The organism is Leucobacter sp. UT-8R-CII-1-4, from assembly GCF_030010235.1.
GTDB lineage: Bacteria > Actinomycetota > Actinomycetes > Actinomycetales > Microbacteriaceae > Leucobacter.
The window spans coordinates 62,734-86,729 of sequence record NZ_JASCRS010000003.1 but is presented as its reverse complement, the minus strand read 5'-3'; the positions used below and the strand labels follow the sequence as shown (position 1 = coordinate 86,729).

General features: G+C 57.3%; 21 protein-coding genes and 1 tRNA gene. 12 read left to right on the top strand and 10 right to left on the bottom strand.

Features of this window, described 5'->3' with window-relative positions; all coding sequences use genetic code 11:
• Nucleotides 1–43: 43 nt before the first annotated feature.
• From QBL02_RS07750 to QBL02_RS07725, 6 genes are read right to left on the bottom strand one after another with little or no spacing between them, the layout of a single operon-like run.
• Nucleotides 44–1,774: a protein kinase gene (locus QBL02_RS07750; RefSeq protein ID WP_282725839.1), complete on the bottom strand. Its 1,731-nt coding sequence runs from the start codon at nt 1,772–1,774 to the stop codon at nt 44–46.
• Entirely contained in the window at nt 1,771–3,252 is a 1,482-nt protein-coding gene (locus QBL02_RS07745) for a penicillin-binding transpeptidase domain-containing protein (RefSeq protein ID WP_282725838.1), read from the bottom strand. Before QBL02_RS07745 ends, QBL02_RS07750 begins: the two co-directional genes overlap by 4 nt.
• A complete protein-coding gene (locus QBL02_RS07740) occupies nt 3,249–4,634 on the bottom strand; it encodes an FtsW/RodA/SpoVE family cell cycle protein (RefSeq protein ID WP_282725837.1) in 1,386 nt (461 codons plus the stop codon). Before QBL02_RS07740 ends, QBL02_RS07745 begins: the two co-directional genes overlap by 4 nt.
• On the bottom strand, nt 4,631–5,941 hold the full coding sequence (locus QBL02_RS07735) for a PP2C family serine/threonine-protein phosphatase (RefSeq protein ID WP_282725836.1): 1,311 nt from the start codon (nt 5,939–5,941) through the stop codon (nt 4,631–4,633). Before QBL02_RS07735 ends, QBL02_RS07740 begins: the two co-directional genes overlap by 4 nt.
• 2 nt (nt 5,942–5,943) lie before the next feature.
• A complete protein-coding gene (locus QBL02_RS07730; protein WP_282725835.1) occupies nt 5,944–6,507 on the bottom strand; it encodes an FHA domain-containing protein in 564 nt (187 codons plus the stop codon).
• Nucleotides 6,504–7,319 (bottom strand): DUF3662 and FHA domain-containing protein, encoded by an 816-nt coding sequence (locus QBL02_RS07725; RefSeq protein WP_282725834.1) that lies wholly within the window; start codon nt 7,317–7,319, stop codon nt 6,504–6,506. The genes QBL02_RS07730 and QBL02_RS07725 overlap by 4 nt, the downstream gene beginning before the upstream one ends.
• Before the next feature lie 236 nt (nt 7,320–7,555).
• On the opposite strand from QBL02_RS07725, the gene QBL02_RS07720 reads away from it, so the two are divergent.
• From QBL02_RS07720 to QBL02_RS07710, 3 genes are all read left to right on the top strand, one after another.
• Nucleotides 7,556–7,639, top strand: a tRNA-Leu gene (locus QBL02_RS07720).
• Between the two features lie 173 nt (nt 7,640–7,812).
• Nucleotides 7,813–8,628 carry an SDR family NAD(P)-dependent oxidoreductase gene (locus QBL02_RS07715; RefSeq protein ID WP_282725833.1) on the top strand — a complete coding sequence of 272 codons (816 nt, stop codon included), beginning with the start codon at nt 7,813–7,815 and terminating at the stop codon, nt 8,626–8,628.
• 80 nt (nt 8,629–8,708) lie between these two features.
• A complete protein-coding gene (locus tag QBL02_RS07710; RefSeq protein WP_282725831.1) occupies nt 8,709–8,939 on the top strand; it encodes a hypothetical protein in 231 nt (76 codons plus the stop codon).
• A gap of 5 nt (nt 8,940–8,944) precedes the next feature.
• On the opposite strand, the gene QBL02_RS07705 is transcribed toward QBL02_RS07710, so the two are convergent.
• Nucleotides 8,945–9,988 (bottom strand): putative sulfate exporter family transporter, encoded by a 1,044-nt coding sequence (locus tag QBL02_RS07705; protein ID WP_282725830.1) that lies wholly within the window; start codon nt 9,986–9,988, stop codon nt 8,945–8,947.
• A gap of 82 nt (nt 9,989–10,070) precedes the next feature.
• On the opposite strand from QBL02_RS07705, the gene QBL02_RS07700 reads away from it, so the two are divergent.
• On the top strand, nt 10,071–10,985 hold the full coding sequence (locus QBL02_RS07700) for a LysR family transcriptional regulator (RefSeq protein WP_282725829.1): 915 nt from the start codon (nt 10,071–10,073) through the stop codon (nt 10,983–10,985).
• A 22-nt stretch (nt 10,986–11,007) separates the two neighbouring features.
• On the opposite strand, the gene QBL02_RS07695 is transcribed toward QBL02_RS07700, so the two are convergent.
• On the bottom strand, nt 11,008–12,519 hold the full coding sequence (locus tag QBL02_RS07695) for an MFS transporter (protein ID WP_282725828.1): 1,512 nt from the start codon (nt 12,517–12,519) through the stop codon (nt 11,008–11,010).
• Between the two features lie 82 nt (nt 12,520–12,601).
• Between QBL02_RS07695 and QBL02_RS07690 the strand changes: the two genes are divergently transcribed.
• From QBL02_RS07690 to QBL02_RS07680, 3 genes are all read left to right on the top strand, one after another.
• On the top strand, nt 12,602–13,162 hold the full coding sequence (locus tag QBL02_RS07690; RefSeq protein ID WP_282725827.1) for a TetR family transcriptional regulator: 561 nt from the start codon (nt 12,602–12,604) through the stop codon (nt 13,160–13,162).
• Between the two features lie 81 nt (nt 13,163–13,243).
• On the top strand, nt 13,244–14,248 hold the full coding sequence (locus QBL02_RS07685) for an NAD-dependent epimerase/dehydratase family protein (protein WP_282725826.1): 1,005 nt from the start codon (nt 13,244–13,246) through the stop codon (nt 14,246–14,248).
• 124 nt (nt 14,249–14,372) lie between these two features.
• Entirely contained in the window at nt 14,373–14,834 is a 462-nt protein-coding gene (locus tag QBL02_RS07680; protein WP_282725825.1) for a GNAT family N-acetyltransferase, read from the top strand.
• 7 nt (nt 14,835–14,841) lie between these two features.
• Here the strand turns inward: QBL02_RS07680 and QBL02_RS07675 are convergent, their stop codons facing one another.
• The gene (locus QBL02_RS07675; protein ID WP_282725824.1) at nt 14,842–16,017 is read right to left on the bottom strand and encodes a low temperature requirement protein A; all 1,176 of its coding nucleotides are present in this window, start codon (nt 16,015–16,017) and stop codon (nt 14,842–14,844) included.
• 114 nt (nt 16,018–16,131) lie between these two features.
• A complete protein-coding gene (locus tag QBL02_RS07670; protein WP_282725823.1) occupies nt 16,132–16,980 on the bottom strand; it encodes a LuxR C-terminal-related transcriptional regulator in 849 nt (282 codons plus the stop codon).
• 84 nt (nt 16,981–17,064) lie between these two features.
• Here QBL02_RS07670 and QBL02_RS07665 point away from each other — a divergent pair, with 84 nt between their 5' ends.
• From QBL02_RS07665 to QBL02_RS07645, 5 genes are all read left to right on the top strand, one after another.
• Nucleotides 17,065–18,687 carry an AMP-binding protein gene (locus tag QBL02_RS07665; RefSeq protein ID WP_282725822.1) on the top strand — a complete coding sequence of 541 codons (1,623 nt, stop codon included), beginning with the start codon at nt 17,065–17,067 and terminating at the stop codon, nt 18,685–18,687.
• 137 nt (nt 18,688–18,824) lie between these two features.
• Nucleotides 18,825–20,747, top strand: coding sequence for an exo-alpha-sialidase (locus tag QBL02_RS07660; protein WP_282725820.1), 1,923 nt, complete (start codon nt 18,825–18,827; stop codon nt 20,745–20,747).
• Between the two features lie 229 nt (nt 20,748–20,976).
• On the top strand, nt 20,977–21,780 hold the full coding sequence (locus QBL02_RS07655) for an IclR family transcriptional regulator (RefSeq protein WP_282725819.1): 804 nt from the start codon (nt 20,977–20,979) through the stop codon (nt 21,778–21,780).
• A complete protein-coding gene (locus QBL02_RS07650; protein ID WP_282725818.1) occupies nt 21,777–22,625 on the top strand; it encodes an amidohydrolase family protein in 849 nt (282 codons plus the stop codon). The genes QBL02_RS07655 and QBL02_RS07650 overlap by 4 nt, the downstream gene beginning before the upstream one ends.
• Before the next feature lie 33 nt (nt 22,626–22,658).
• A complete protein-coding gene (locus QBL02_RS07645) occupies nt 22,659–23,996 on the top strand; it encodes an aspartate aminotransferase family protein (RefSeq protein ID WP_282725817.1) in 1,338 nt (445 codons plus the stop codon).

Genomic DNA, 23,996 nt, shown 5'->3' with positions numbered 1-23,996 from the left:
CCTGTTGAATGGGGTGTATCCAGTTTATGTGGATACGACGTGATTAGTTGCCACCTTGGCCAGGATTCGGATCCGGGTCTGGCTCAGCTGGTGGTGCCTTTACTGTGATCGTTGTCGCGGCAGAAGCTGGTGAGGTGCGGGTGACCCCGTTTCCGGTGCACGTTGCGGTGTAGGTGACCGTGATGGTTCCATCTGCAGCACCTGGGGCAAGCGTGTCAGCCTTCAGGTTAGCCGTTGAGCCATTCAAGCTTGCTAGTGATCCATTGCCCTGAACGGTGACGCTGAACTCGCTGAAGCTCAGGCCGGTTGGGCAAACGCCACCCGACGAGAGAGCTGCAGTGAAATCAGCGCCCGAGTTCACCGTACTTGGTGCATTTGGTGCACCGGGTGCAGCAGCATCACCGTAGGCCACGTTGTAGGTGACAGTGATCCTCTGGCTGAACTTGACCTTTTTGCCAGTTGGGCTCACGTCAGAAACCAGACCGACCTGATCGTCAGCAGTGGGGTTGCCCTCTGCCTTGACGACCTCGGTGAAGCCCATCTCGGTAAGCATGCCAACAACCTCATCAGCATTCTTACCAACGAAGTTGCTCGCGACGATCTCGGCGTAATCCTTCTTCTCAGGAGGCTTCGGCGGAGTCGTAGTGGTCTCAGTCGGCTTCTCTTCGCCACCACCCTGGTTGAGCAGAGCGACAGCAGTACCGCCACCGATCAGAAGAAGCAGAGCGGCAAGAGTGACCAGCGGCCAAGTCCACGGGCTGCGCTTCTTCTTTGCGAGCTCGTCGAGTGGCTCAGCCTCTTCCTCGTCGACACCGAGCTGGTTCTCAGGCATCATCTGAGTCTGCGGCAGCGCGGTAGTTGCAGCTTCATTCAGCAACTGGGTGGTCGCTGGCATCACCTGAGTTGCGTCAGGTGTGTCGGCAATCTGCGGCACGTAGCTTGCTGCGAGCTGCAGATTGCCGCGATGCAGAGCGGTTGCTGCCTGAGCGAGCTTTGCCGCAGTCTGTGGGCGATCCGCTGGATCTTTAGCCAAACAAGCGAGCACGAGACGCTGCACAGGAGTCGGAATATCCTGTGGCAGTGCCGGCGGCGTGTCATTGATCTGAGCCATCGCAATAGCGACCTGCGACTCACCCGTGAATGGGCGCTTACCTGCCAGGCACTCGTACGCAACGATGCCAAGCGAGTAAATATCGGTCGAAGCAGTGGCCGTATGACCACTTGCCTGCTCAGGAGCCAAATACTGAACGGTGCCCATAACCTGCCCAGTAGCAGTGAGCGGCACCTGATCGGCAATGCGAGCAATACCAAAATCGGTGATCTTGACGCGGCCCTCTGGCGTAATAAGCAGGTTGCCGGGCTTGATATCGCGGTGCACCAGGCCAGCATCGTGCGCAGCCTGCAGCGCAGTCGCGGTCTGAGCCACGATGCCGAGCACGCGATCGGCCGGAAGGCGTCCCTCGCGCTCGATGATTGCCGACAGCGGTTCGCCAGGCACGAGCTCCATCACAATGTATGCGGAGCCCTGTTCCTCACCGTAGTCAAAGACATTCGCGATGCCTTCGTGGTTCACGAGAGCAGCGTGACGAGCCTCGGCGCGGAAGCGCTCAAGGAACCCGGGGTCGCCCATGTACTCGTCTTTGAGGATCTTGATGGCGACCGTTCGGCCGATGATGGCGTCGCTGGCCTTCCACACCTCGCCCATACCGCCGACCGCGATACGTGAGCTGAGTTCGTAGCGCCCGCCGAAAGTGATTCCTGCAGTAGGTCTCATTGGTTCAACACCGCTTCCATTATCTGTTTTCCGACTCGTACGGGAAGGTCAGAAGAAGTTCCCGAATATCCATATGCTTCGCCGCCACCGTCTTCAATGACGACCGCGATAGCCACTTGTTTGTCATCCTTAAAGCCGTAGCCGGTGAACCAGAGCGTGTACGGCAACGGATCGCCATCTTCGTCCAGGCCGTTCTCGGCTGTACCGGTTTTACCGCCTACACGGGCACCCTCGATGCGTGCACCAGATGAAGCGCCGTCTGAGGCATTCACGCCGTTCTCCATCATGCTCTGCATCGCCTTAGCGGTGCTCTCAGAGATGGGATTGGAGAACTCGACAGGCTTGTACTCGCGTTCGGTGCGCAGATCTGGAGTGATCACGCGTTTCACGAGCGAAGGCTCCATGACAACACCGTCGTTCGCGATACCCGCAGAAACCATAGCCATCTGCAGTGGAGTCGCGCGAACATCAAGCTGTCCGATTGACGAAATCGCAACCTGAGCACTATCGCTCGGGTTCGGCGCAACACTTGGGGTGACCGAAAGCGGGATCGAGAGATCCTGCTCGAAGCCAAAGGCACGAGCCATTTCAGGCACCGCCTTGTTATCCATGCTCATCGCCAGTTCGGCAATAGGAATGTTGCACGACATGGTGATGGCTTGCATCAGTGTCGTCTGTGGCCCGGAGCCGCAAGTACCACTCCAGTTGTTCTTGATCTCGTGCGAGGTGCCAGGCAACTGCAGCGCAGAAGGGTTAGCAAAAGTGCTCGACGGTGTGGCTGTGCCGTTTTCGATTGCAGCAGCAGCAACGAGCAGCTTGTAGGTTGAGCCCGGGTGATACAGATCGCCGCCGATAGTGCGGTTGAACAGTGGATCGTTCGGATCCTCGACCAACTGCGAGTAGTTCGCAATGACCTCAGAATCATCGTTTACCGAAAGCAGACTCGGGTCGTAGCTTGGGGTAGACACCATCGAAAGAATGCGGCCGGTGTCAGGCTCGTAAGCGATTGCTGCGCCCTTGAACTCGCTCATTGCCTCTGCCGTAGCAGCCTGCACCTCTGCGTTGAGCGTGGTTTCAATCGAGCTACCCTGAGGCTCCTCGCCAGTCATTGTGCGCATCAGGCGGGTAAAGAACTGAGAACCAGCAAGACCAGAAAGGTCCTGATTCATCGCGCCCTCAAGTCCCGTCATGCCCTGGCGGCGCGAGAAGTAGCCCGTAATTGGCGCGTACAACTCGCCGTCAGCGTACTGACGGGTGAAGCGGTACTCGTCCTCGGTCGGCGTCGAGAATGCGATCGGGTTGCCATCAACCAGAATTGAGCCGCGCTCAACCTTGTAGCTGTTCTTGATGCTGCGCTGATTCAACTCGTTGTCGCGCAGATCATCTGCATTGACGAACTGAATCATCGTGACCGAGAAAAACAGCACAATAAACATGCCGAAAACAGTGCGGCTCAGGTATTTCAGCTGCTTGTTCATGCGCGGATCACCAACTTAGGTCGATTGCGCACCGAATTCGACATGCGCAGCAGCAAGGCAATGATGATCCAGTTAGACACCAGTGAGGAGCCACCGGCCGCCAGGAACGGCATGGTGAGACCGGTCAGTGGAATCACGCGGGTCACGCCACCAGCAACAATAAACACCTGCAAAGCGATTGCGAAGCCGAGGCCCGAAGCAAGGAGCTTGCCGAAGTCATCTTGACCTGCGAAACCGATGCGCAGCGCGCGACCAATGAGCAGCAGGTAGGCAGCAAGAACGACAAAGAGGCCGACCAAACCGATTTCTTCGCCGAGGCTCGCAAAAATGTAGTCGCTACGAGACTCAGGGGTATCGCCGGGGAAACCCTGGCCAAGGCCGGTACCGGTCATGCCGCCATTAGCCATACCGAAGAGGCCCTGCACCAGCTGATAGCTCGCACCGAGTGGATCGGCGAACGGGTCAAGCCAATTCGCAAAACGATTACCGACGTATTCGAGTGTCTGGCTGGCGATGATGCCACCGGCGAGGAACAATCCGACACCCAGCACTACCCAGCCAACTCGACCGGTCGCGAGATACAGCATCGAGAGGAACAGGCCGAAGTACAGCAGCGAAGTACCAAGGTCACGCTGGAACACCAGCACAGCCATGGCGATCAGCCAGAACACGATCAGCGGACCAAGATCTCGACCGCGTGGGAACCGAATGCCAAGAACTTTCTTGCCCACCATCGACAACGCATCTGCGTTGCGGACCAGATAGCCGGCGAAGAAGATCGCAAGCAACACCTTCGCAACTTCGCCAGGCTGGAACGAGAACCCACCAACGTGGATCCACACTCGAGCGCCGTTGATCTCCTGACCAATAATCGGCAGCATCGGCAGCAGTAGCAAAACCAACGCACCAAGGCCTGACACAAAGGTGTAACGGTAGAGCGTGAGGTGATTGCGCAGCAGCGCAAGAACGGCAGCGGCAACCAAGATCGCAATGATCGACCAAACCAACTGGCGTACCGAGTAGGCCTCCCAGCCAAGGTCGCCCTTCGACAGGTCAATGCGGTAAATCTGGGCAATACCGACAGTGTTCAACAACACCACAATCGGCAGAATCAGCGGATCAGCATCGGCCGCGGTAACTCGAATCACCACATGCATAATCAGCACGGCGACCGCAAAAAAGATGCCGGGAACGAGCAGATTGTGAGTCAGCTTCTCATTGACGGTGAGCTCAACGATCACAATCGCGGCAGCGCCAATAGCCAGCGAGAAAAGCACAAGCGCAAGCTCGAGGCCACGCAGAATGCGAGGAGCTCGGATTGCTGTGATCCGCTGCAGAACTGTTTCGCTAGTACGTGGATTGCTAGGTCTGGATTCACTCAAGAGTCATCCACCCCCAAACGCGCAACAATCTCACGGGCCTCATCGAGCGACGAGGCGCTGAGAGTGCGCTCAATCTGGCGACGTTCCATTCCGTCGAGGGAACTCAACGGAATGCCGGTCTCTTCGGCTACAGAGTTCAGCGAGAGCGAACCGAGCTCCTGCTGCACACCCTGGTAGATGATGACTGTCGTGCCGTCAGTGCCAACGAAGTAGCGGGTCTGAGTCCACTCATAGGCGAGCGCAATGCCGCCAAGAATGAGCGTGATAATGCCAAGCAGACCAAACATCCACAGCAAACGACGCCTACGATTGCGCCGCTTAGTTTCTGCAATCAGCTCGTTCAAGTACTCGTCGACACGCGGTTCGAAGTGCGACTCGGCAACCGGCTGAGCGCGACGCGAACGGCGACGGCCCATGATCTTGATCCGGTTTGTGCTGTCTGGCTCTTCAGCAGTTTCGGTTTCGGCCGAGCCGACAAAACGAGCAGTACCGGCTTCAGTATTTGATGCAGGACCAGGCTGCGATTCGACAAGCACAACCGTAACGTTGTCGGGCGCGCCAAATGAGAGGGCCTTATCGATCAGGTTGTCGACGGCACCCTGCAAGGAAGGCCGGCGAAGCAAGATCTTCTCGATATCTTCTTCTTCGACGTAACCGCAGAGGCCATCAGAACACAGCAGCCAAAGATCTCCCGGACGAGTGTCGAGCACCTCGGTATCGATATCCGGCGAACTATCGACGTCGCCAAGCACACGCATCAGCACTGAGCGGCGAGGGTGTGTCTTCGCTTCTTCTTCGGTGATCCGACCACTGTCGACGAGGCGCTGCACGAAGGTGTGATCCTTCGTAATCTGATTCATCTTGCCGTCGCGCAAGAGATACAGGCGTGAGTCACCAATATGCGCAAGTGCGAGCTGATCACCAACGGTCATGAAACCACAGAACGTGGTGCCCATGCCCGAAAGTTCAGGGCGATCGCCGACCGTTGCACGCAGCATACGGTTTGCCTGCAGCAAAGAGTCGGCTAGGCGCTGGGCAACCTCGGCAGGATCCGTTGAGATCGAACTGTGTGGGGCGAGCGGATCTTCGCCAAGCTCAGCAGTGTCATTTGTTGCACGTTGCTGAGGAAACTCGTCAAGCTTTGCAATGGCCCGAGTGGTGAGTGCCGAAGCAACATCACCGCCCGCGTGACCGCCCATGCCGTCTGCGACAAGAAACAATCGATTTCCGGCATAGCCCGAATCTTGATTGTTCGAACGCACCATACCGACATGGCTGCCGATGGCGCTTGTAAAGCCAACCGTCACGCTTATGGCCTCAGTTCAAACGTGGTCGTGCCAATGGTGACCGGCGTGTACGTGGGGACCAACACGGTGCCGGTGACACGGCTGCCGTTGAGTTTTGTGCCGTTTGTTGAATCAAGGTCGGTCAGCAACCAGCGATCGCCACTCCGAGCGAGTTTCGCGTGGTAGGTCGAGGTGTACTCGTCGACAATGGCAAGAGTCGAGTCATTGCTGCGGCCAATTGTGATGACGCTGTCATCAAGCGGCAGCGAGGTGCCAGCGGCGCTGCCCGACGTGATGACAAGCACACGGGGCTGTGCCGATCCACCGGCTGAAGGAAGTGCACCACCACTTGGTGTGATTGGTGGTGCCACCGGGGGTGCCGCCCCCTGAGCCGCTGCGGCCGCGACAACCGGAGTTGCCGGTACCGGAGGAGTGCCCTGACGGGCCGAAGCCTGATCATTGCTTGGCAGTTTGCGCACTGGTGCACCGAAAAGATCACTTCGAAGCGCGTACACGATCGAAAAGATGAACAGCCAGAGCAGAAGCAAAAAGCCGATGCGCAGGATCATCAGGGTGAGTTCACTCACAAGCCCCTCCAGAAATCTTGTTCAATCCCGGGCTGCGCTGCCGGATCGGGTTGCGCGACAGATGTTCGCGGCTGCTGAGGTGAAGGTTGGTGCTGCTGCACACGAGTCTGTTGCTGAGGGGCCGCGCTGCGCGGCTGGCTGTTTGCGCCCCGGCTCGGAACGAGCTGGAAGCGGAGCGCGGTTTTGCCGATAGTAATTACGGTGTCTGGGCTGAGAGCAGCTTCACGGAATCGCTGACCGTTGATTTTGGTGCCGTTTGTTGAGCCAAGGTCGCGAGCGATGCCGGCCTTGCCATCCCAAATAAGCTGCAAATGTTGCCGAGATGCCGCCGAATCGGTGACCCGAATGTCTGCATCACTACCGCGGCCAACAATCGTGGTGCCATTGCGCAACGCGTGCTGCACGCCTTCGACGTCAATCATCGGGATCCACGATACCGCGCCTTCAACCTGGCTGGCATCGATCTGAAGTACACCCGTGGTGAGGGAATCATCGCGACGCAACTCGACATCGGGTAGGCCGAGAAGCTGATAGCCCTGACGTTTCGCGTGTTTATTCACCACGCCAATGAGTTCGCGTTCAAGCGTTCCGCCAAGACGAGTGAGTCGATCGGCGTCTGCCGAGGAAAGCCGCACGACGAAACGATTCGGTGCAAGCACACGATCTCGGTCGACCACAACAGAGCCAATATCAAGCTCCCGCTTAATCCCGGCAGCGATTTCGACGGGCTGAACTCCCGAGCGGAATGTGCGGGCGAAGGCACCATTGACTGCGCGCTCTAAACCGCGCTCGACGCTGTCGAGAATACCCATGGCGTTCGCCCTCCTTCGCGAACATGCTACCCGGCAACCCTGCGCCCGTGCCGAACACTGGCCGGTCTTTGAGAATTTCGAGACATAGGTGTGACATTCGGTAGTACTAAGGAACGATGCACGTTTGGCGAGATCTTGCCGGTTTGCGGCGTGGCTCAGCCCCGTTTTTGTACTGGAGCACGGTTGTTGCTAAGCTGAACGGGTTGTGAGGCGCTTCGGCGCATTACAGCAAACTCGCGCGAGTGGCGGAATTGGCAGACGCGCTGGCTTCAGGTGCCAGTGCCCGCAAGGGCGTGGGGGTTCAAGTCCCCCCTCGCGCACGAGTGATTAAGTCGAATGAACTGAAAGCTTGCTTTCGTTTCTGAGGCTATTGAAATTCGTTGACGAACGTAGCGAGTTACACGAAGAAAAGCGACCAGATCTTTGGATCTGGTCGCTTTTTTGTTTTGTGCTTTGGGTGAGCTGCCTGTTTTGGCGAATTAGGATGAAGAACATGCGAGATGCAGGGTTGCCAGTAGCAGAGCGAGTTGCAGTGATCAGCGGCGCCGGATCGGCCGACGGGATCGGCTTCGCTACGGCGGCCAGGTTTGTTCGGGGCGGTATGCGCGTAGTGGTCGGCGCGACGAGCCCCCGTATTTATGAGCGGGCCGCTGAGCTCGAAGAGATTGCCGCAGAACTGCACCCTGGCAGTGACAGATTGCCCTGGGCGATTCCGGTGATAGCTGATCTCACTGAGGAGCTTGGGGCTGCGGCACTGGTTGACGCAGCACTTGAGGGTTTTGGGCGACTTGATGTGCTGGTGAACAATGCGGGCATGACCTCAATCTCAGACCCGCAAGAACCCGCGAGCGTTGAAGATCTTGACCGCGCTGGGTTTGAACACGCAGTGACGCGTAATCTTACGTCCGCATATTTGCTCAGTCGGGCTGCGCTCCCACACATCACCGCAGCGGAGCACGGTCGGATCGTCACAGTCTCATCAGTGTCGGGGCCGATTCTTGCCTACCGCGGAGACGTGGGATATCACGCAGCGAAGGCCGGTCTTGTGGGCCTGACTCGCTCACTGGCTGTCGATCTCGCCGCTACCGGCACCACGGCGAATGCTGTAGCTCCGGGCTGGATCAAAACCGGCTCGGCGACTGAGCACGAAAATCTTATGGGTGACGCTACTCCGCTGGGTCGTTCGGGTACTCCAGACGAGGTGGCGGCAGTTATTGAGTTTCTTGCTTCTGCTGGGGCTTCGTATGTGACTGGTCAGGTGTTAGTGGTTGACGGCGGAAACGCTATTCAGGACGAAAAGGGTCTCTAGGCGTAGATTGCGCGACAGCTGACCATGTTTTATCTTGAGAGTTCTGGCTAGAGCCGCGACCGCACAGTGAGGGCGAAACAATGACACGCGCAATACGTTTGTTTATAGCTTTGCTTGTGCTTGGCGCGGTTACCGTCGCGACCTTTGTGATTCTTTCGGGTCTGAACTACGCAGAACTAGATCAGCGGTCGCTTGAAGCGCCAACGCCAACTTGGATTCTTGTGGGCATGGCCGTAGGGGCAGCGATCACAGCGATCTCACTGATTGGCCTGATTGCAGCTCTGGTGAAGGGTAAAGCCGCCCGCTCTTAACAGGCTCAAAGGGCGAGGTGCCCGGTCGCAAACATCGTGCCAATAGTGGTGAGTGCAACGAGAACCGAGAGGATCCCACCGAGCATCAACGGCTTGAGACCCGCCGAGCGAATCGCCCCCAGATCGGTTGAGAGGCCGATACCTGCGAGGGCCATCGCCACCAAAAATACGCTTGTCTGTGTCGCTGCTTCTGTGATCCTCGGAGCAATAATGCCGGTTGACGAGATCGCGGCAACCACAAGGAAGCCGATGAGAAACCAGGGAACGAGACCGAAGATTCGCTTCAGGGTGAATTTTTGAGCTCCGGCTGAACGCTTGTTGTCGATCACCGCGAGCCCAACGCTAATCGGAATAATCATGAGCGTGCGTACAAGTTTCACAACGACGGCGAATCCGAGGGCAGCCGTACTAAAGGCACTTGCCGCCGCCACAACCGAACTGGTGTCGTTGACCGCGGTTCCCGCGAAGAGGCCGAAAGCGTGCGGGCTCATGCCGAGTGCGTGCCCCACCGCTGGAAATATCAGCACAGCGAGAATGTTGAACAAGAACACAGTTGAGATCGCGTATGAAATGTCAGAACTCTTTGCCCGAATCACTGGTGAAATCGCTGCAATCGCAGAGGCTCCGCAGATGCCAGTGCCGACACCGATCAGCGTTCGTACATCGCGATCAATGTTGAGTAGGCGCCCAAGCCACCAGGCAGCCAGCAGGCACACCGTGAGCGAACTCAGCATGACCGGTAGCGATTCTGCGCCAACCTCGACGACGGCTCGCAGCGACAATTGTGCACCCAGCAACACCACGGCGCACTGCAACACAAATTTTGAGGAATACGCGATACCCGGGCGAAGTTTTGCCGCAGGTGTGCGAACAAGAGAGATCAGCACACCGAGTACGACAGCGGGGATCGCCGATCCAACGAGCGGAACAAAGCCACCGATAATGGTTGCTACTGCGGCGATGAGCGCGCAATACAGTGCACCGAGCCAGACTTCGCGGCCTCGAAGCGCTAGTCGGGTCGGCAGTGTTTTGACCGGTGAGAGTTGCATGGTTCCATCTCAGCGGCGTGCTGCCAAGAGCGGAAGGCCAAAAATACAGTAGGGCTACAACCTTTTCTTGTAGTTTGGTCTGGTGAACGCTCCACCGATTAGTGAACTCGAATCATTCGTGATGTCGGTGCGACTTGGCAGCGTTTCAGCAGCGGCTCGGGCGCTCGAAATCTCGCAACAAACCGCATCAATGCGCTTGCGAAGCCTCGAACGACGTCTTGAAATTGAACTCGTGCAGCGCTCGCCGCGTGGAATCACCCCAACCGGCGTTGGTGAAGCGGTGCTCGCTTGGGCAATCGAAGTGCTTGATGCCGCAGAACGATTCTCATCGGGGGTGCAGAGCCTTCGCGGCGTTTCGCATGCCAGCGAACTTAAGGTGGGAGCGAGCCAGACCATCGCAGGCCATCTTTTACCGCGTTGGATCTTGCAGCTTCGCTCAGCGGGCCTCACTGAGCGGGCACAAAGCCCCGAGGTCGAGTTGCACACTGGAAACAGCAGCGAGGTCATTGCGATGCTGCGAGCAGGCAGCATTGACCTCGGCTTTGTTGAGACTCCGCATGTGCCAAAAGACCTCGGTAGTGCACAGGTGGCGAGTGACCAAATGCTGGTGGCAGTAGCGCCAGATCACGCCTGGGCTGCGCTGCAGCGGGTGGCATTAAGCGATCTCGCAGCGACGGCTCTGGTTATGCGCGAAGCAGGCAGCGGTACCCGGGAGGCCTTTGATCAGGCTGTTTCGCTGGCCGGAAATTATGCGCCCGTTGAGGCTGCGTTCACCCTGGCAACGGAGGCCGCCGTTCGCTCAGCAGTCGCGGAGGGAGTTGCCCCGGCGGTACTGAGCGAACTGACGCTCACAGACGACATCAAATTGCAGCGCATCGTTGGCGTTTCGATCGATCCACCGTTGCTGCGCCCCTTCACCGCAATTTGGCGAGGAAGCGCGCGGGACCTGCGAGGCGCCGCGCGCACCCTCGTCTCGATTGCATCGACGAAGCGCTAAGCAAGCCGATGTACTGCCCTATTTAGGGTGTGGCGATTTCGGTTGAGCGTGACGGAACAACTCGCCACACCAGCACCGCAACTGCGAATACAACAGCGGCAGCCGTGAGCGAAGTGAGCTGCATAGCATGCGTGAATGCAAGTTGTGCGGCATCAGCATCAGGGCTGCCCGCGGGCAGGATGCTCAATGCTTGGGCAAGCGAACCTTGTACTGCAGCGGCGTCACTCGCGTTGAGTCCGCTCGGGACTGGGGCGCCAACCCGGTACCACGCGCCAACCACTGAGCCGAGAACGGCGATGCCGAAGGCGGTGCCAAGCTCAAGCGAAGTCTCCGAAATTGCTGCGGCTGATCCAGCGCGCTCTTTGGGAGCCATTGTTACCACGGCATCGGTTGTGACGGTCTGAGTAATGCCAACACCGAAACCAAGTACTGCGAGTGCCAAAGCGAGCCAGACGTAATGCGGTGATTGCTCAGCCAGCGCAACGAGCGACAGCCCGATTGCAATCACAACGAGCGCTATTGCAACCGCACGGCCAACACCGAGTCGGGCGAGCAACCAGCCGACAAACGCGATACCAAGAATGCCGCCGAGAGTAGCCGGTACTTCTGCCGCGCCGGCGATGATCGGAGTCATGCCGCGCACTAATTGAAGATACTGCGAGAAGAAGAACAGCAGCCCTGCGAGAGCAAATGCTGCAACAAAATTCGCGAGTACTGTGCCGGAGAAGGCCGCTGACTTAAACAGCTCCACGTCGATCATTGCTTCGCTTGCGCGGCGTTGCCTGTGGATAAACCACCAAGCAGCCAAAGCGGCACCGATAATTCCGAAGACCCCTGCGAGGTCAAAGCCCTCACCCAGCATTCGTTTTACCGCCCAAATAAATGGAACCAGTGTTGCGAATGAGAGCAGCGCAGAGAGCACATCGAAGCGGCCAGGATTTGGGTTTCGGGATTCGGGCAGCACAATAAGTCCGGCGATAATCACGAACAGCATGATCGGCACATTGATCAGAAAAACTGCGCCCCACCAGAACTGTTCGAGGAGAGCTCCGCCAATGATTGGGCCGAGTGCCGCTGAACCGCTGGTGCCGGCCGTCCATATGGCGACCGCTTTGGTGCGTTCTTTGGCATCGTCAAACATGTCGCGAATGATCGACAGCGTCGAGGGCATGATCATTGCGCCGGTGACGCCGAGTGCGACCCGGGCAAAGATGAGAAGCTCGGCGTTCGGCGCAAATGCTGCAAGTGCTGACGCGGCCCCGAAGCCGACGGCTCCGATAAGCAGGAGTCGGCGGCGGCCGATGCGATCAGCGAGATTGCCGAATGGAATGAGTAGGCCCGCTAGCGCGAGGGGGTAGACGTCTCCGATCCACAGCACCTGGTCGGCCGATGGGCGCAAATCTGCGGTGAGAGCTGGCACTGCCAGATACAACACAGTTGCGTCGATCGACAGCACTGCCGCAGCAAGTACGAGGATCGATACTGCAAACCAGCGACTTGCTGGTCGCTTGGGGGTTTGGGTTAGGTTTTTCACTTGAGTTACTGTACCGCCCGGGCGGTATAGTTTCAAGTGAGTGTTCTCTAGAATGACTCAGAGACCGAAAAGAGGTTGAACAATGGGTCGAAAGCTTGGCAGAAGCGCGGAAGACACGCGTCGAGCAATCCTTGAAGCCGCAGCGCAAGAGATTCGCGAGACAGGAGTGCAAGCGTCAATAGACCAGATTGCACAGCGCGCAGGCGTCTCAAAAGGCGGCCTGAAGTACCACTTCGCTTCAAAAAATGATCTATTGCGAGCATTGGCCGAAAACCTGCTCGAGGGGTTTCGTGCAGCCGTTGTCGAGCGTGCAGCGGGCAACACTGCGACCGGTTCGTTCACACGAGCTTACGTCTCGGCACGCCTCTTCCCCGACCCGGAAGATGTGCTCGCACGTCAAGACCTGGTGCTGATCGCCATGCTGAGCACCCTGCCCAACATTGAAGAACTCGCACACGAAGATGCCGTCTGGTGGGACGAAGCACTCGCAAACGATGGTTTGCCGCCCAGCGTGTATGAAGTTGCAATGGCCGCAGCAGACGGCGCGGCATGCGCCTCGGCTCTCGGATCAAACGGCGGAGAAGACGCGCTACGGCGGCTCAGCAAGCACCTTGAAACGCTTATCGATGCGGCCCAACACTAAGCGCTAACACGGCAAAAGAGTGGTTTCGCTAAGCGAGAACCGCGCTTACAAATCAGTGACATGCGTAGGCATACTTGCCACATGAAGATCCTCATTTTGGGCGGAACGGCCTGGCTCGGTGGCAACGTCGCGACCGCAGCGCTCGCCGCGGGGCATGAAGTTACCTGCCTCGCACGAGGCGCAAATGTGCCAGAAGGCGCAGACATCATTCGTGCCGATCGCAATGAACTCGAAGCCTGCAACGGCGCAAAGGGCACCCAGTGGGACGCTGTGATTGACGTCGCCACCTCGCCAGGTCAGGTGCGCCGATCGGTGCGAGATCTTGCCGAGTGCACCGACCGATATCTCTACGTTTCCTCGGCAAGTGTTTATAAGTCACTTGCCATCGCGGGCGTCAACGAAAGTGCAGAATTGCACCTTCCGCTGCCTGCCGACGAGATGGCAACAATCGATCAATACGGCTCTGCAAAAGCAGCCTGCGAGCAAGCCGTGCAAATGGAATTCGGGCCAGAGCGTGCCATTATTCTTCGGCCAGGACTGATCGGAGGACCGGGGGATCCAACCGGTCGAACCAGCTACTGGCCACTGCGCTTCGCTGAACCCCGCACAGAACCAGACCAGGTACTGACACCCGATGTGCCGAGACAACCAGTCTCAGTAATTGATGTTCGAGATCTGGCGCGCTGGATCATCACACTGCTTGAAGACGGCACTGTCGGCGCATTCAACGCGAGTGGCGATACATTGCCACTTAAGGAATACCTGGCGACTGCGCGAACTGTGAACGAATATCGCGGCCAGGTGACACCCATTCCAAGTGATTGGCTCGTCGAACAGGGAGTGGCACAGTGGGTCGGCCCTCGCTCATTGCCACTGTGGATCGCCGACCCCACCATTGCCGGACTCGGAGCTGTGGCAAACGCCCGTGCGAAACAGGCAGGGCTTTCTTTGCGCCCCGTTGCCGAGACTATGCGCGACACCCTCTCATGGGCACACGACGCACGGATCGATACGGTGAACGGTGCCGGCTTGAGCGCGGCAGAAGAGCAAGAACTGCTGTCACTCTATGCGGGAAGAAGTCACTAACTGGTCTGCTCAGAACCCTGTCATTTGGACTTGTAGCTAGGACCGCCTGCCTTTTATTGTTGTCGAATTGCGCGGCACCAGAATTGGTCGGCGATCCCACGCTCTCGTTAAAAGGACACAAAGAATGACTCTCGCGGAACCTCTTCACGTCAGGCCCCTCGAAGCGGCAGACGAGCCACGCTGGCGCGAACTCTTCACTGCATACCGTGAGTTCTACAAACTCGAACCATCAAATGAGATTGTTGATCGTGTTTGGTCGTGGCTGATGGACCCAGCGCATGAAAGCCACGGACTTGTCGCCGAAGCAGAAGATCAACTACTTGCGATCGGACACTACCGACAGTTTGCGCGCCCCTCAACCGGAAGCGTCGGAATCTGGCTCGACGACCTCTTCACCGATCCAGCAGCGCGAGGCAAAGGAGTCGCACGATCCGTGTTGCATCGGCTCTCAGAAATCGCGCAAGAACAGGGCTGCTCAGTGGTGCGTTGGATCACCGCCGAAGACAACCACCAGGCGCAATTGCTGTACTCACAAGTTGCCACGCGCACCCGCTGGGTGACCTACGATGCGGCCCCCGCAAAATAGCGGCGAACTACACAATATTGCGGTGCCGAACACGATGCACCTCGGTACTGGCCACCGCGATCGCGACACAGATTGCGGCGCCAAGCACCGTCACAATGGGCAGCATTGCGCAGACAATGACCGCGCCGGTCGCGACAAGGCACACAATCGAGGCTGCCGGCGAGAGACGAATGCGCAGCAGGATCAGCCAAACCACAAACATGAACACGGCAACCGGCACAGCAAAGGCGAGTGAAGCAGACCGCGCCGAAAGATGATCGGCCGCGCCCGTGAGCAGATCAAGCTCGACCTCGATGCCTGCCGAAATCGCACCGACCGAGGCAAAAAGCAGATAGTGTGCATAGCCAAATCCGAAACCCGAACTTGCGCTATTCAAACGATCACCGTACTCGTGCGAAAAGTACAACCACCAGACACCGGCGGCGAGTACCAAGCCCGAGATTGCGAGTCGAAGAATTCCTTCGACATGATCACCCGAGTTCAAAGCGTCAATAATTGCATTGGCCGAGGCGAGAAGGCTTTCGCCAAGCAGAATGAGCACAAATAGGCTGTATCGCTCGGCAATGTGGTGCGGATGCCACGGTGTGTTTCGTGCGCGCTCAGCAAAGACTGGCACCAAAAGTTCCAGGACCATTGCTGGCCAAAAACTCCAGAACTGAATATCTGCAGAAAAGGAGATGCGGGCTAACCAAATGCCCTGCACAAAAGTGATACCGAACGCGTAACGCAGTGCGACCGCACGAAGCTCAGGATCTGAAACCGCCACCCGCAACCACTGCGTCACCATAGCGAGGCGCATAATCACGTAGCCCCACGTGACGGTTGCCCAATCACCGTTCGCCATGGCATCGTGCACGCCGGCAGCCACAACGAGTACGCCGCCCATCTGCACAATCGTGGTGACCCGGTAGAGCCAATCATCCGTGTCAAAGGCCGAGGCAAACCAGGTGAAATTCATCCAAGCCCACCAGATAGCAAAAAAGATCATGGCGTAGCTCAGCGTCGTCGTCATTGCGTGCCCCGCAACGATGCCGTGGTGCAATTGTTGTGATGCTTGAGAGACAGCGATCACAAAAACCAGGTCAAAAAAGAGTTCGAGGGGGCTCGCCACGCGGTGCGCTTCGTGAGGGTCGCGGCCCGACATTCGAAGGAGGCCAAATCTGCTGAGAAGCATAGTGCTCATGACTACGGCACCTCCCGCTGCGAAACATCAGAAACTCAATTAATGTACCTCTTCACATGGATGTGTGAAAAGGTGCAGGCGAGAGAACCCAGAATTGATATTGGAGTCACTTCGCTACGGCAATAGACCGAGCAACCTCGCCCGAGACACCGCAGCTGTGCGACTGTGCACCTCAAGCTTGCGCATACAATTGCGCAGATAGCTTTTCACCGTTTCGGCCTCGACATGCAGGCGCTCGGCGATCTCAAGGTTGGTGCAACCGAGAGCGACCAGAGTGATCACCTCAGTCTCACGCGCCGAGAGCGTCACGCTGCTCGCGTTTGGCGCTGGCTGTTGGGCAAAACGACCGGCAAGTTCAGAGAGTTTTGCGCGCAATCGTGCATCGTCAGTATCGCGAGCCAGCTCAAGCAATTCTGCGTGCGCAAGACGAATCTTTTCACGTTCACTGCGGCTGTGAGCGAGGCTTGGGGCTTCGAGTGCCGCCGCAGTTTCGATATCGCGCAACCGCCGCTCAGTCGCCTCAGCAACCGCTAGTTCAAAAGCCAATTGCCTGGTGCACTCCTGAAACGCAGTGAACAAGCGAGGCCCAAAGGGGGCCTCATCGCGACTCGCACCGTAAAGCACGCCACGGATCTTGCGATCCACCGTAACCGGAGCCGCAACAATCGAACGCAGCTGTTCAGATGCGACTGCCCGGTCGTAGTGGTGGGTGATTCTGCTGCTGTCGAGATAGTTCGGAACCGTCGCCACTCTGCCGCTTTCAAGAGCCAAACCGCCGATGCCGAAACCAGCTCGAATAACAAGACCCGGCAACGAAGCGGTAAGTCCGCCAGCGACCTGCGAGATAGAGAACTGCTGACTTGAGTTTGCCCAGCCGCCAAACACCACTGGCAATTGCGTCTGAATTTGGGCACGCGTGAACGTGCGCGCAAGCAGCGCCTCGAAGTCAACTTCATTGTTCACGATGACTGCACTGTACTACGAAGCCCCGGGAATCACCCCCTTTCGGGGGTGCCGCCAAACGCGAAGCTCGGGCATCGTCAGGGTATGCGCAATGAAGCTCAGAATTCTTACTCATCAGGTTCCTCATCATCACCGTTGCTCGGAGTGACTATCGGCAACATGCTTGATTCGGCCGCAGAAGCCCACCCAGATCGCGAAGCGCTCGTAGAAATAGCTAGCGCCCGGCGCTGGACTTTCGCGCAACTGAAAGCCAAAGTTGAACAACTTGCCCTCGGCCTACTCGAAATGGGGATTCAAAAGGGCGATCGGGTCGGCATTTGGGCGCCAAACTGTGCTGAGTGGATCTTTACCCAATACGCGACCGCAAAAATTGGCGCGATTCTGGTGAACATCAACCCGGCATATCGCAGCTACGAACTCGCGTACGTGCTTGAGCAGGCCGGCATCAAACTCGTGGTGAGTGCGAAATCGTTCAAAGCTTCCGACTACAAGGGCATGCTCGAAGAGGTTGGCTACCGCAAAACACTCTTTATCGGGTCAAAAAAGTGGGATCGGGTTCTAGCAAAGGGTGCAGCAGCAGACCCGGCACAACTTGACGACATCGCGGCGACGCTGGCGTTCGATGACCCCATCAATATTCAGTACACCTCTGGTACCACGGGTTTCCCGAAGGGCGCCACTCTCTCGCATCACAACCTCGTGAACAACGGCTATTTTGTGGGTGAAGGGCTGCATTATTCGGCGCTGGATCGCGTGGCGCTACCCGTACCGCTCTATCACTGCTTTGGCATGGTGATGGGAGTGATCGGTGCCCACTCGCACTCCGCCTGCGTAGTGCTGCCAGCACCAACCTTTGAAGCCGAAAGCACCCTTCGTGCAGTGCAAGACGAACAGTGCACCGCACTCTACGGAGTGCCCACAATGTTTATCGCAGAGCTCGCACTCGAAAACTTTGGTGACTTCGATCTGAGTACGCTGCGCACCGGGATCATGGCGGGATCTCCCTGCCCGATCGAAGTGATGGAGCGAGTGATCGCCGAGATGCATATGCCCGAGGTCGTGATTTGTTACGGCATGACCGAAACCTCACCGGTCTCAACGATGACTTCGCGCGATGACGATATCGCCTCAAAAACTCAGACCATTGGCAAAGTCATGCCGCATCTTGAGGTGAAAATCATCGACAAACAGGGCCGAGTAGTGCCGCGAGGAGTGTCGGGGCAGCTCTGCACCCGCGGCTACTCGGTGATGCTTGGCTACTGGGACGAACCGGAGAAAACGGCCGAGGCCATTGACACATCACGGTGGATGCACACGGGTGACCTCGCCACGATGGATGAAGCTGGGCGGCTCAACGTAGCCGGGCGCATTAAAGACATGATTATCCGAGGCGGTGAAAACATTTATCCGCGTGAAATCGAGGAATTTTTGTACCGCCACCCCGATATTGCCGACGTGCAGGTGATCGGTGTACCAGACGAAAAGTACGGCGAAGAAGTCATGGCCTGGCTGGTGCTGCGCCCGGGGGCACCCAACCTAAGCGCAGACGACATTCGCGAATTCGCCCATGGCAAACTCACCCACTTCAAGATTCCACGCTTTGTGCACATCGTCGATGCCTTCCCAATGACCGTGACGGGCAAAGTGCGAAAAGCCGAGATGCGCGAGATTTCGGTGGAGTTGCTGACGGCGGTGCTTGAGGTGTAGGCACTCAATTCCGCCCTTTGACATGGAACGTGAGGTTATGTTGATTATGTGTCCTGGCTCTTGCAACGGCGCAAGGGCAGACAACTCTCGAGGAGAGACTTGTGGACTCAACATCGTTATTCAGAAAACTCCTTGTTTTGACTGCCGCGGCGGGGCTCGGTTGCAGCACGTTGGTTGCTTCTGCTGCGCACGCTGATCCGAGCGCACCAGATGTGCCAGACGTTGTCGTGGCTTCACCGAGCGGAGGCGACAAAGTATTTTTCCCTGACGCAACCATGCTCGCGGATGGGCGGCTTGTCACTGTTTTCTACCAGGCACCCAGCCATTCACGTTACGACGGTAAATACATGTGGACGGAAAGCATCGATGAGGGTGCGAACTGGTCGACGCCGCGCACACTCATCGACACACCTCTAGATGACCGGGACGCGCAGATTACGCAGCTTTCGGACGGCACCATCATTGTGAATTTTTTCCGCATGGACTGGACGAACGAAGCTACGACAGGGATCGTTCCGCACGGTTCCTGGGTAATCCGATCTGGTGATGGGGGCATTACGTGGAGCCAGCCAGTGCCTGTGAACTCGAGCATGTCCTGTGGGTGCGGACCTGTCTCTGGCGCGTATCCACTTGGCTGGAACGCCACTACGGGCAAGATCCTCGAGCTCGATAGCGGTGACTTGCTTGTGCCGCTCTACGGCACTCGGTCGGACTCGGCTGTTGGCCAGGCGAGCGTGGTGCGTTCCACGGATGGCGGTCTTACTTGGCCGATTGAGAACGAAAGTATGATTCCAATACCGTCCGGGGTTTCGTTGAGTGAAATTGCGATCACAAAAACTGCTGGGGACGGTGTTGAGGCATTGATTCGTACAGCTGGGCCAGCAGGGCCAACGTACTCAAGTCGATCGATTGATGGTGGAGCTACTTGGAGCGTGCCGGAACAGACCACCATGAAGGGGCAGGCGCATCACCTGCTCACCCTCCAAGATGGGCGGCTCCTTGCCACATATGGGGACCGATCACGGCAGTTTGTTGCGGGCGAGCCGGTCGCCGGCAGGATCCGGGAAGTGTGCGGAACCTGGAACGAAGCACCTGACCTGCTTCTTTTCCGCGTAATGAGCAGTGATGACCAGGGTGACCCGAGCACGGTGGAGCTTTCAGGGAGCCGCTTTTTTACCGTCTCATATGACACAACACTTGGAATCGTCGGAACCTACAGCTCCCTTTCCGACTATGACGCCCTGCCACCTGTGGTGACACCAGGGGGCCCAATCTCGCCTCCCCAGGATTCAATTCTGAATCTGACCGCGATGCGAGATGCCTCTGAGCTCAGCTTCACTACAGATTTGCAATCAGGGCATGCGAACCATCCCGAAACGAAGCCTTCCGCTGCACTCGATGGCGTTGCAAAGTACTGGTACTCGGCGCTCGGTGGGCTGGCAACACCAGCTTCGCCCAAGGAATACACGGTGAACTTTGTCACACCACAAACGATCGATTGGATTGGGTTAAACCTGAAGGTGGGTTATCCGGAATCCGTCGAAATCTCGTTCTCTCAAGACGGTGTGAATTGGGAATTGCCGGTACAGCAAAGAACTGAGACATCTGTAGCGAACAAGATTGAATGGCAACCCACTCCTGAGGCGACTATTCGCGCGATTCGGGTGAAAATAACTGATTCGTTCGGTGGATCTGCAATGCTCTCTGAACTCAATCTTGCGCACGAAGGCCCGGGAGTTTCGGTGCCATTGCAACCGCATGTGTCGGTGACGCCCTCGGTGCTTACTTCAGCAGCATTTCGTGGGTCAGGTGTGCGAGTGAGCGGGGCGGGATACCCCGCGGGGCAGAGCCTTTCGGTGCTTCTTGACGGTGTTCAAATCACGACCGCGACTACCAGTGAGTGCGGGGTATTCTCGGTGCCCCTGGTTGTTCAGGGGGCGTCGATTGGCGTACACACACTCGTGGTGAGTGATGGTACAAATTCGGCTCAGACCAAGCTTGAATTGAGGGCTGAATCTACGGGTACATCGACGCTCGAACTAGAGTCTGAAGGCGAGTAAGTTCGAGAGAGAACGAGACGAATTTGCGAGCGCGATCCTCCTAAAAAGGGTCGCGCTCGCTTTTCTTTTTGCACAGATACATCTTCGCGATAACGCTGGTGCGTTTCACGTTCCACGTCGAGAAACCGTTGAATATATGCGGAAGTCTCACGAAATCTCTCTCTGGCTTATCCGAACTGATTTTTCAGATGCTTGACATGGAACGCTATTCCACGCCAGCATCTCGATCATGACCAGTACAGGGACGTACCACTCACAGGGGCTTACCCGTGGGCTTGCCGTTTTGCGTGTGCTCGGGCAAGCCCAAGAGCCAATGACGCTCGCCGAGCTGAGCAAATCGATGGAGATGCCGAAGTCCACTCTGCTCAGGTTGCTTTCCGTCATGGATGACGAGCGTTTCGTTGCAAGAGCGGGGGATCCACCGGTCTATTCGCTAGGGCCGAGTGTCTTTGAGATCGCAGAGTCTCTTGACGCCGCAGATCTTGTCACGATTGCCTACAGCGCACTGAAAGCTCTTGCAGAGCAACTCGGTTTTACGACAAACCTGGGCGTGCTGCAAGGCGCATCTGTTTTGCATCTGTGCGTTGAAGAACCGGAGCGCGCACTACGAATTGCTGCCGGCGGCTTTCTCGATCACACCTACTGCACCGGACTCGGCAAAATGCTGCTCTCGACGCTTGACGACGACCAGATAGACGCCCACTTGCCCGTCGGGGAACCCTGGGAAAGCTTCACCCCTCGCACCATCACCACACGAGCAGCCCTGGCGCAGGACTTGAAACGAATCCGGGAACACGGTTACAGCGTGGACGACCAGGAACGAAACCGCGGAGTTCGCTGCATCGCAGTATTGGTGCCCACGAATTCTAGTTTCGCGCTCTCACTGAGCGCATCTGGCCCGATGGGTGAGGTCACCGAGGCAGACGTGCCTCGTGTGCTTGAAGCGCTAAGAAATACCGCACACACACTTGCCGAACTACCGCAAATGACGTCCGCACTGGAGTCAGTTCGCACGAGATGGGGGATCTCATGATCATCGACGTACACACCCATAATCTGCAGCCAGAACATTGGGGCAACGAACACAAGGAAAACTGGGAGCCAGCATATGGCGAACCGTACCCAAGGATCAGTCCAGCGGAGTACGACCGCGTAATGATTGAAGCGGGCGTTGATGTCGCAATCGTATTCGGACTCGCAGCCACACGAGCCGGCGTGCACACCCCAAACAGTTTTGTTCGTGACTATTGCGCAGAATTGGTTACTCCCACCATCCAGTTCACAGCGCTCGATCCGCTTGATGCTGACTGGCGTGAGCAGGTTGAAGAAGCTGTTTCTATGGGATTCCAAGGCGTAAAGCTTTACCCAGTCCTCTCGCTATTTGATCCGCTGGCCCCAGAGTTTGATGACTTTTACCGACTCTGCTTGAAGCACAATCTGACGTTGCTCTGGCATATGGGCACCACCCCAAGCCCTCAGGGAAAGCTGTCGCTCAGCCAACCGATGGTCGTTGAAGAGGTGGCACGTCGCTACCCCGACCTCAAACAGATCATGGCGCACATGGGCCACCCCTGGCAGCGAGACGCCGTCGCAGTGTTGCGCAAGCACAGCAACGTTTATGCAGATGTTTCAGCCAGCTGGTCGCGCCCAATGGACGGCTTTATGGCACTGGTCGCGGCTCAGGAATGGAGAGTAGTGCCGAAACTGCTTTTCGGCAGTGACTTCCCCCTGTGGACACCTGCCGAAGCGATCGAACAATTTCGTTCACTTGCGCAGTTCCGCGCGGGAAATCTCCCCTACGTAGCGGAAGACACCGTTGAAACCATCATTCATGCTGATGCGCTCAACCTTCTAGGCCTTACCGATCCTCGCCGCTAACCCAACCCAATATTGAAAGAAGTAAGTGACGCAATGACCAGCCCAACCGTAGTGAACGCCCTTGGCCGAGCGCAGGAAATGGCTCAGCAAGCCGCTCAGATTATTCCGGGAGGCGTGAACTCGGCAACCCGCGCGATTGGTGCCCCGTGGGCGTTTGCCAGCGCTAAGGGCGCAAGGATTGTGGACGTCGAGGGCCGTTCATATGTGGACTATCACGCCGCTTTCGGCGCCACGCTTCTTGGGCACGCTGATGACCGAGTAAACCACGCGATTCGAACAGCAATCGAGCAAATCGATCTGGTCGGTTTGGGTACAACAGAACTCGAACTTGAAGTCGCTCGCCTCACGGTTGACGCGATTCCGTCGGCCGAGATGGTTATCTCGACAGTAAGCGGGTCCGAATCGGTGTTTCAGGCGATTCGACTTTCTCGTGGCGCAACAGGCCGCAAGTACATTCTGAAATTCCAGGGATGTTTCCACGGATCGTACGATGCGGTAGCCAGAAATGTGATTTCCTCACCGGCTCTGGCATATGGCCGAGATCCCAACTCGAGTGGCATTCTTGACGCTGCGCTGGATCACACACTGATTGCTGAGTTTAATGACCTTGCATCGGTAGAAGAGCTGTTTGCGAAGTATCCAGAACAGATCGCTGCTGTGATTCTTGAACCGGTGCCACACAACGTCGGTGCGCTGCTTCCGGAGCAAGAATTTCTTGAGGGCCTTCGTCGAATCACTCGTGAGCAGGGAACGGTGCTCATTTTTGACGAAGTGATCACAGGTTTCCGACATGCACTGGGCGGATACCAGGAAATCTGCGGCATCACCCCAGACTTGACCACTTTCGGAAAAGCGATGGGCAATGGTTACCCGGTCGCGGGACTCGCTGGCTCGGCCGAGCTCATGCGCAACTTCACTCCGATGGGCGGTGATGTGATGCTCGCTGGCACATTCAACGGAAATGCAGTGTCAATGTCAGCGGCGCTTGCCACTATCACCACGCTGAAAGACCCTGAAGTCGGATTCTACGATCACGTGTATTCATTGGGTGATCGGATGCGGGCCGGGCTCGGCGAGATAACTGCACGACACGGCATCCCTGCCGTGGTTACCGGAATCGGGTCTGTGTTCGTGACCTACTTCATGGAAGGCGAAGTTCGAGGGTATCGCGACCTGCTGCGCAACAACGATGAGGCATATGCCACCTTCCATCGACGCATGATGGAGAAGGGATCGATGATGTACCCAATGTCGCTCAAGCGAAACCATATTTCACTTGCGCACACCGCCGAAGACATCGACCGAACATTGAGCCAGGCAGACGAGGTGCTTGGCGAAATGGCTCGATCTGGAATGTTCAACACTAAGTAG

Coding starts and splice junctions, on each gene's coding strand:
- QBL02_RS07750 (WP_282725839.1), bottom strand. CDS start 1,774: ATGAGACCTACTGCAGGAATCACTTTCGGCGGGCGCTACGAACTCAGC.
- QBL02_RS07745 (WP_282725838.1), bottom strand. CDS start 3,252: ATGAACAAGCAGCTGAAATACCTGAGCCGCACTGTTTTCGGCATGTTT.
- QBL02_RS07725 (WP_282725834.1), bottom strand. CDS start 7,319: ATGGGTATTCTCGACAGCGTCGAGCGCGGTTTAGAGCGCGCAGTCAAT.
- QBL02_RS07715 (WP_282725833.1), top strand. CDS start 7,813: ATGCGAGATGCAGGGTTGCCAGTAGCAGAGCGAGTTGCAGTGATCAGC.
- QBL02_RS07710 (WP_282725831.1), top strand. CDS start 8,709: ATGACACGCGCAATACGTTTGTTTATAGCTTTGCTTGTGCTTGGCGCG.
- QBL02_RS07705 (WP_282725830.1), bottom strand. CDS start 9,988: ATGCAACTCTCACCGGTCAAAACACTGCCGACCCGACTAGCGCTTCGA.
- QBL02_RS07690 (WP_282725827.1), top strand. CDS start 12,602: ATGGGTCGAAAGCTTGGCAGAAGCGCGGAAGACACGCGTCGAGCAATC.
- QBL02_RS07685 (WP_282725826.1), top strand. CDS start 13,244: ATGAAGATCCTCATTTTGGGCGGAACGGCCTGGCTCGGTGGCAACGTC.
- QBL02_RS07680 (WP_282725825.1), top strand. CDS start 14,373: ATGACTCTCGCGGAACCTCTTCACGTCAGGCCCCTCGAAGCGGCAGAC.
- QBL02_RS07675 (WP_282725824.1), bottom strand. CDS start 16,017: ATGAGCACTATGCTTCTCAGCAGATTTGGCCTCCTTCGAATGTCGGGC.
- QBL02_RS07665 (WP_282725822.1), top strand. CDS start 17,065: ATGCGCAATGAAGCTCAGAATTCTTACTCATCAGGTTCCTCATCATCA.
- QBL02_RS07655 (WP_282725819.1), top strand. CDS start 20,977: ATGACCAGTACAGGGACGTACCACTCACAGGGGCTTACCCGTGGGCTT.
- QBL02_RS07650 (WP_282725818.1), top strand. CDS start 21,777: ATGATCATCGACGTACACACCCATAATCTGCAGCCAGAACATTGGGGC.
- QBL02_RS07645 (WP_282725817.1), top strand. CDS start 22,659: ATGACCAGCCCAACCGTAGTGAACGCCCTTGGCCGAGCGCAGGAAATG.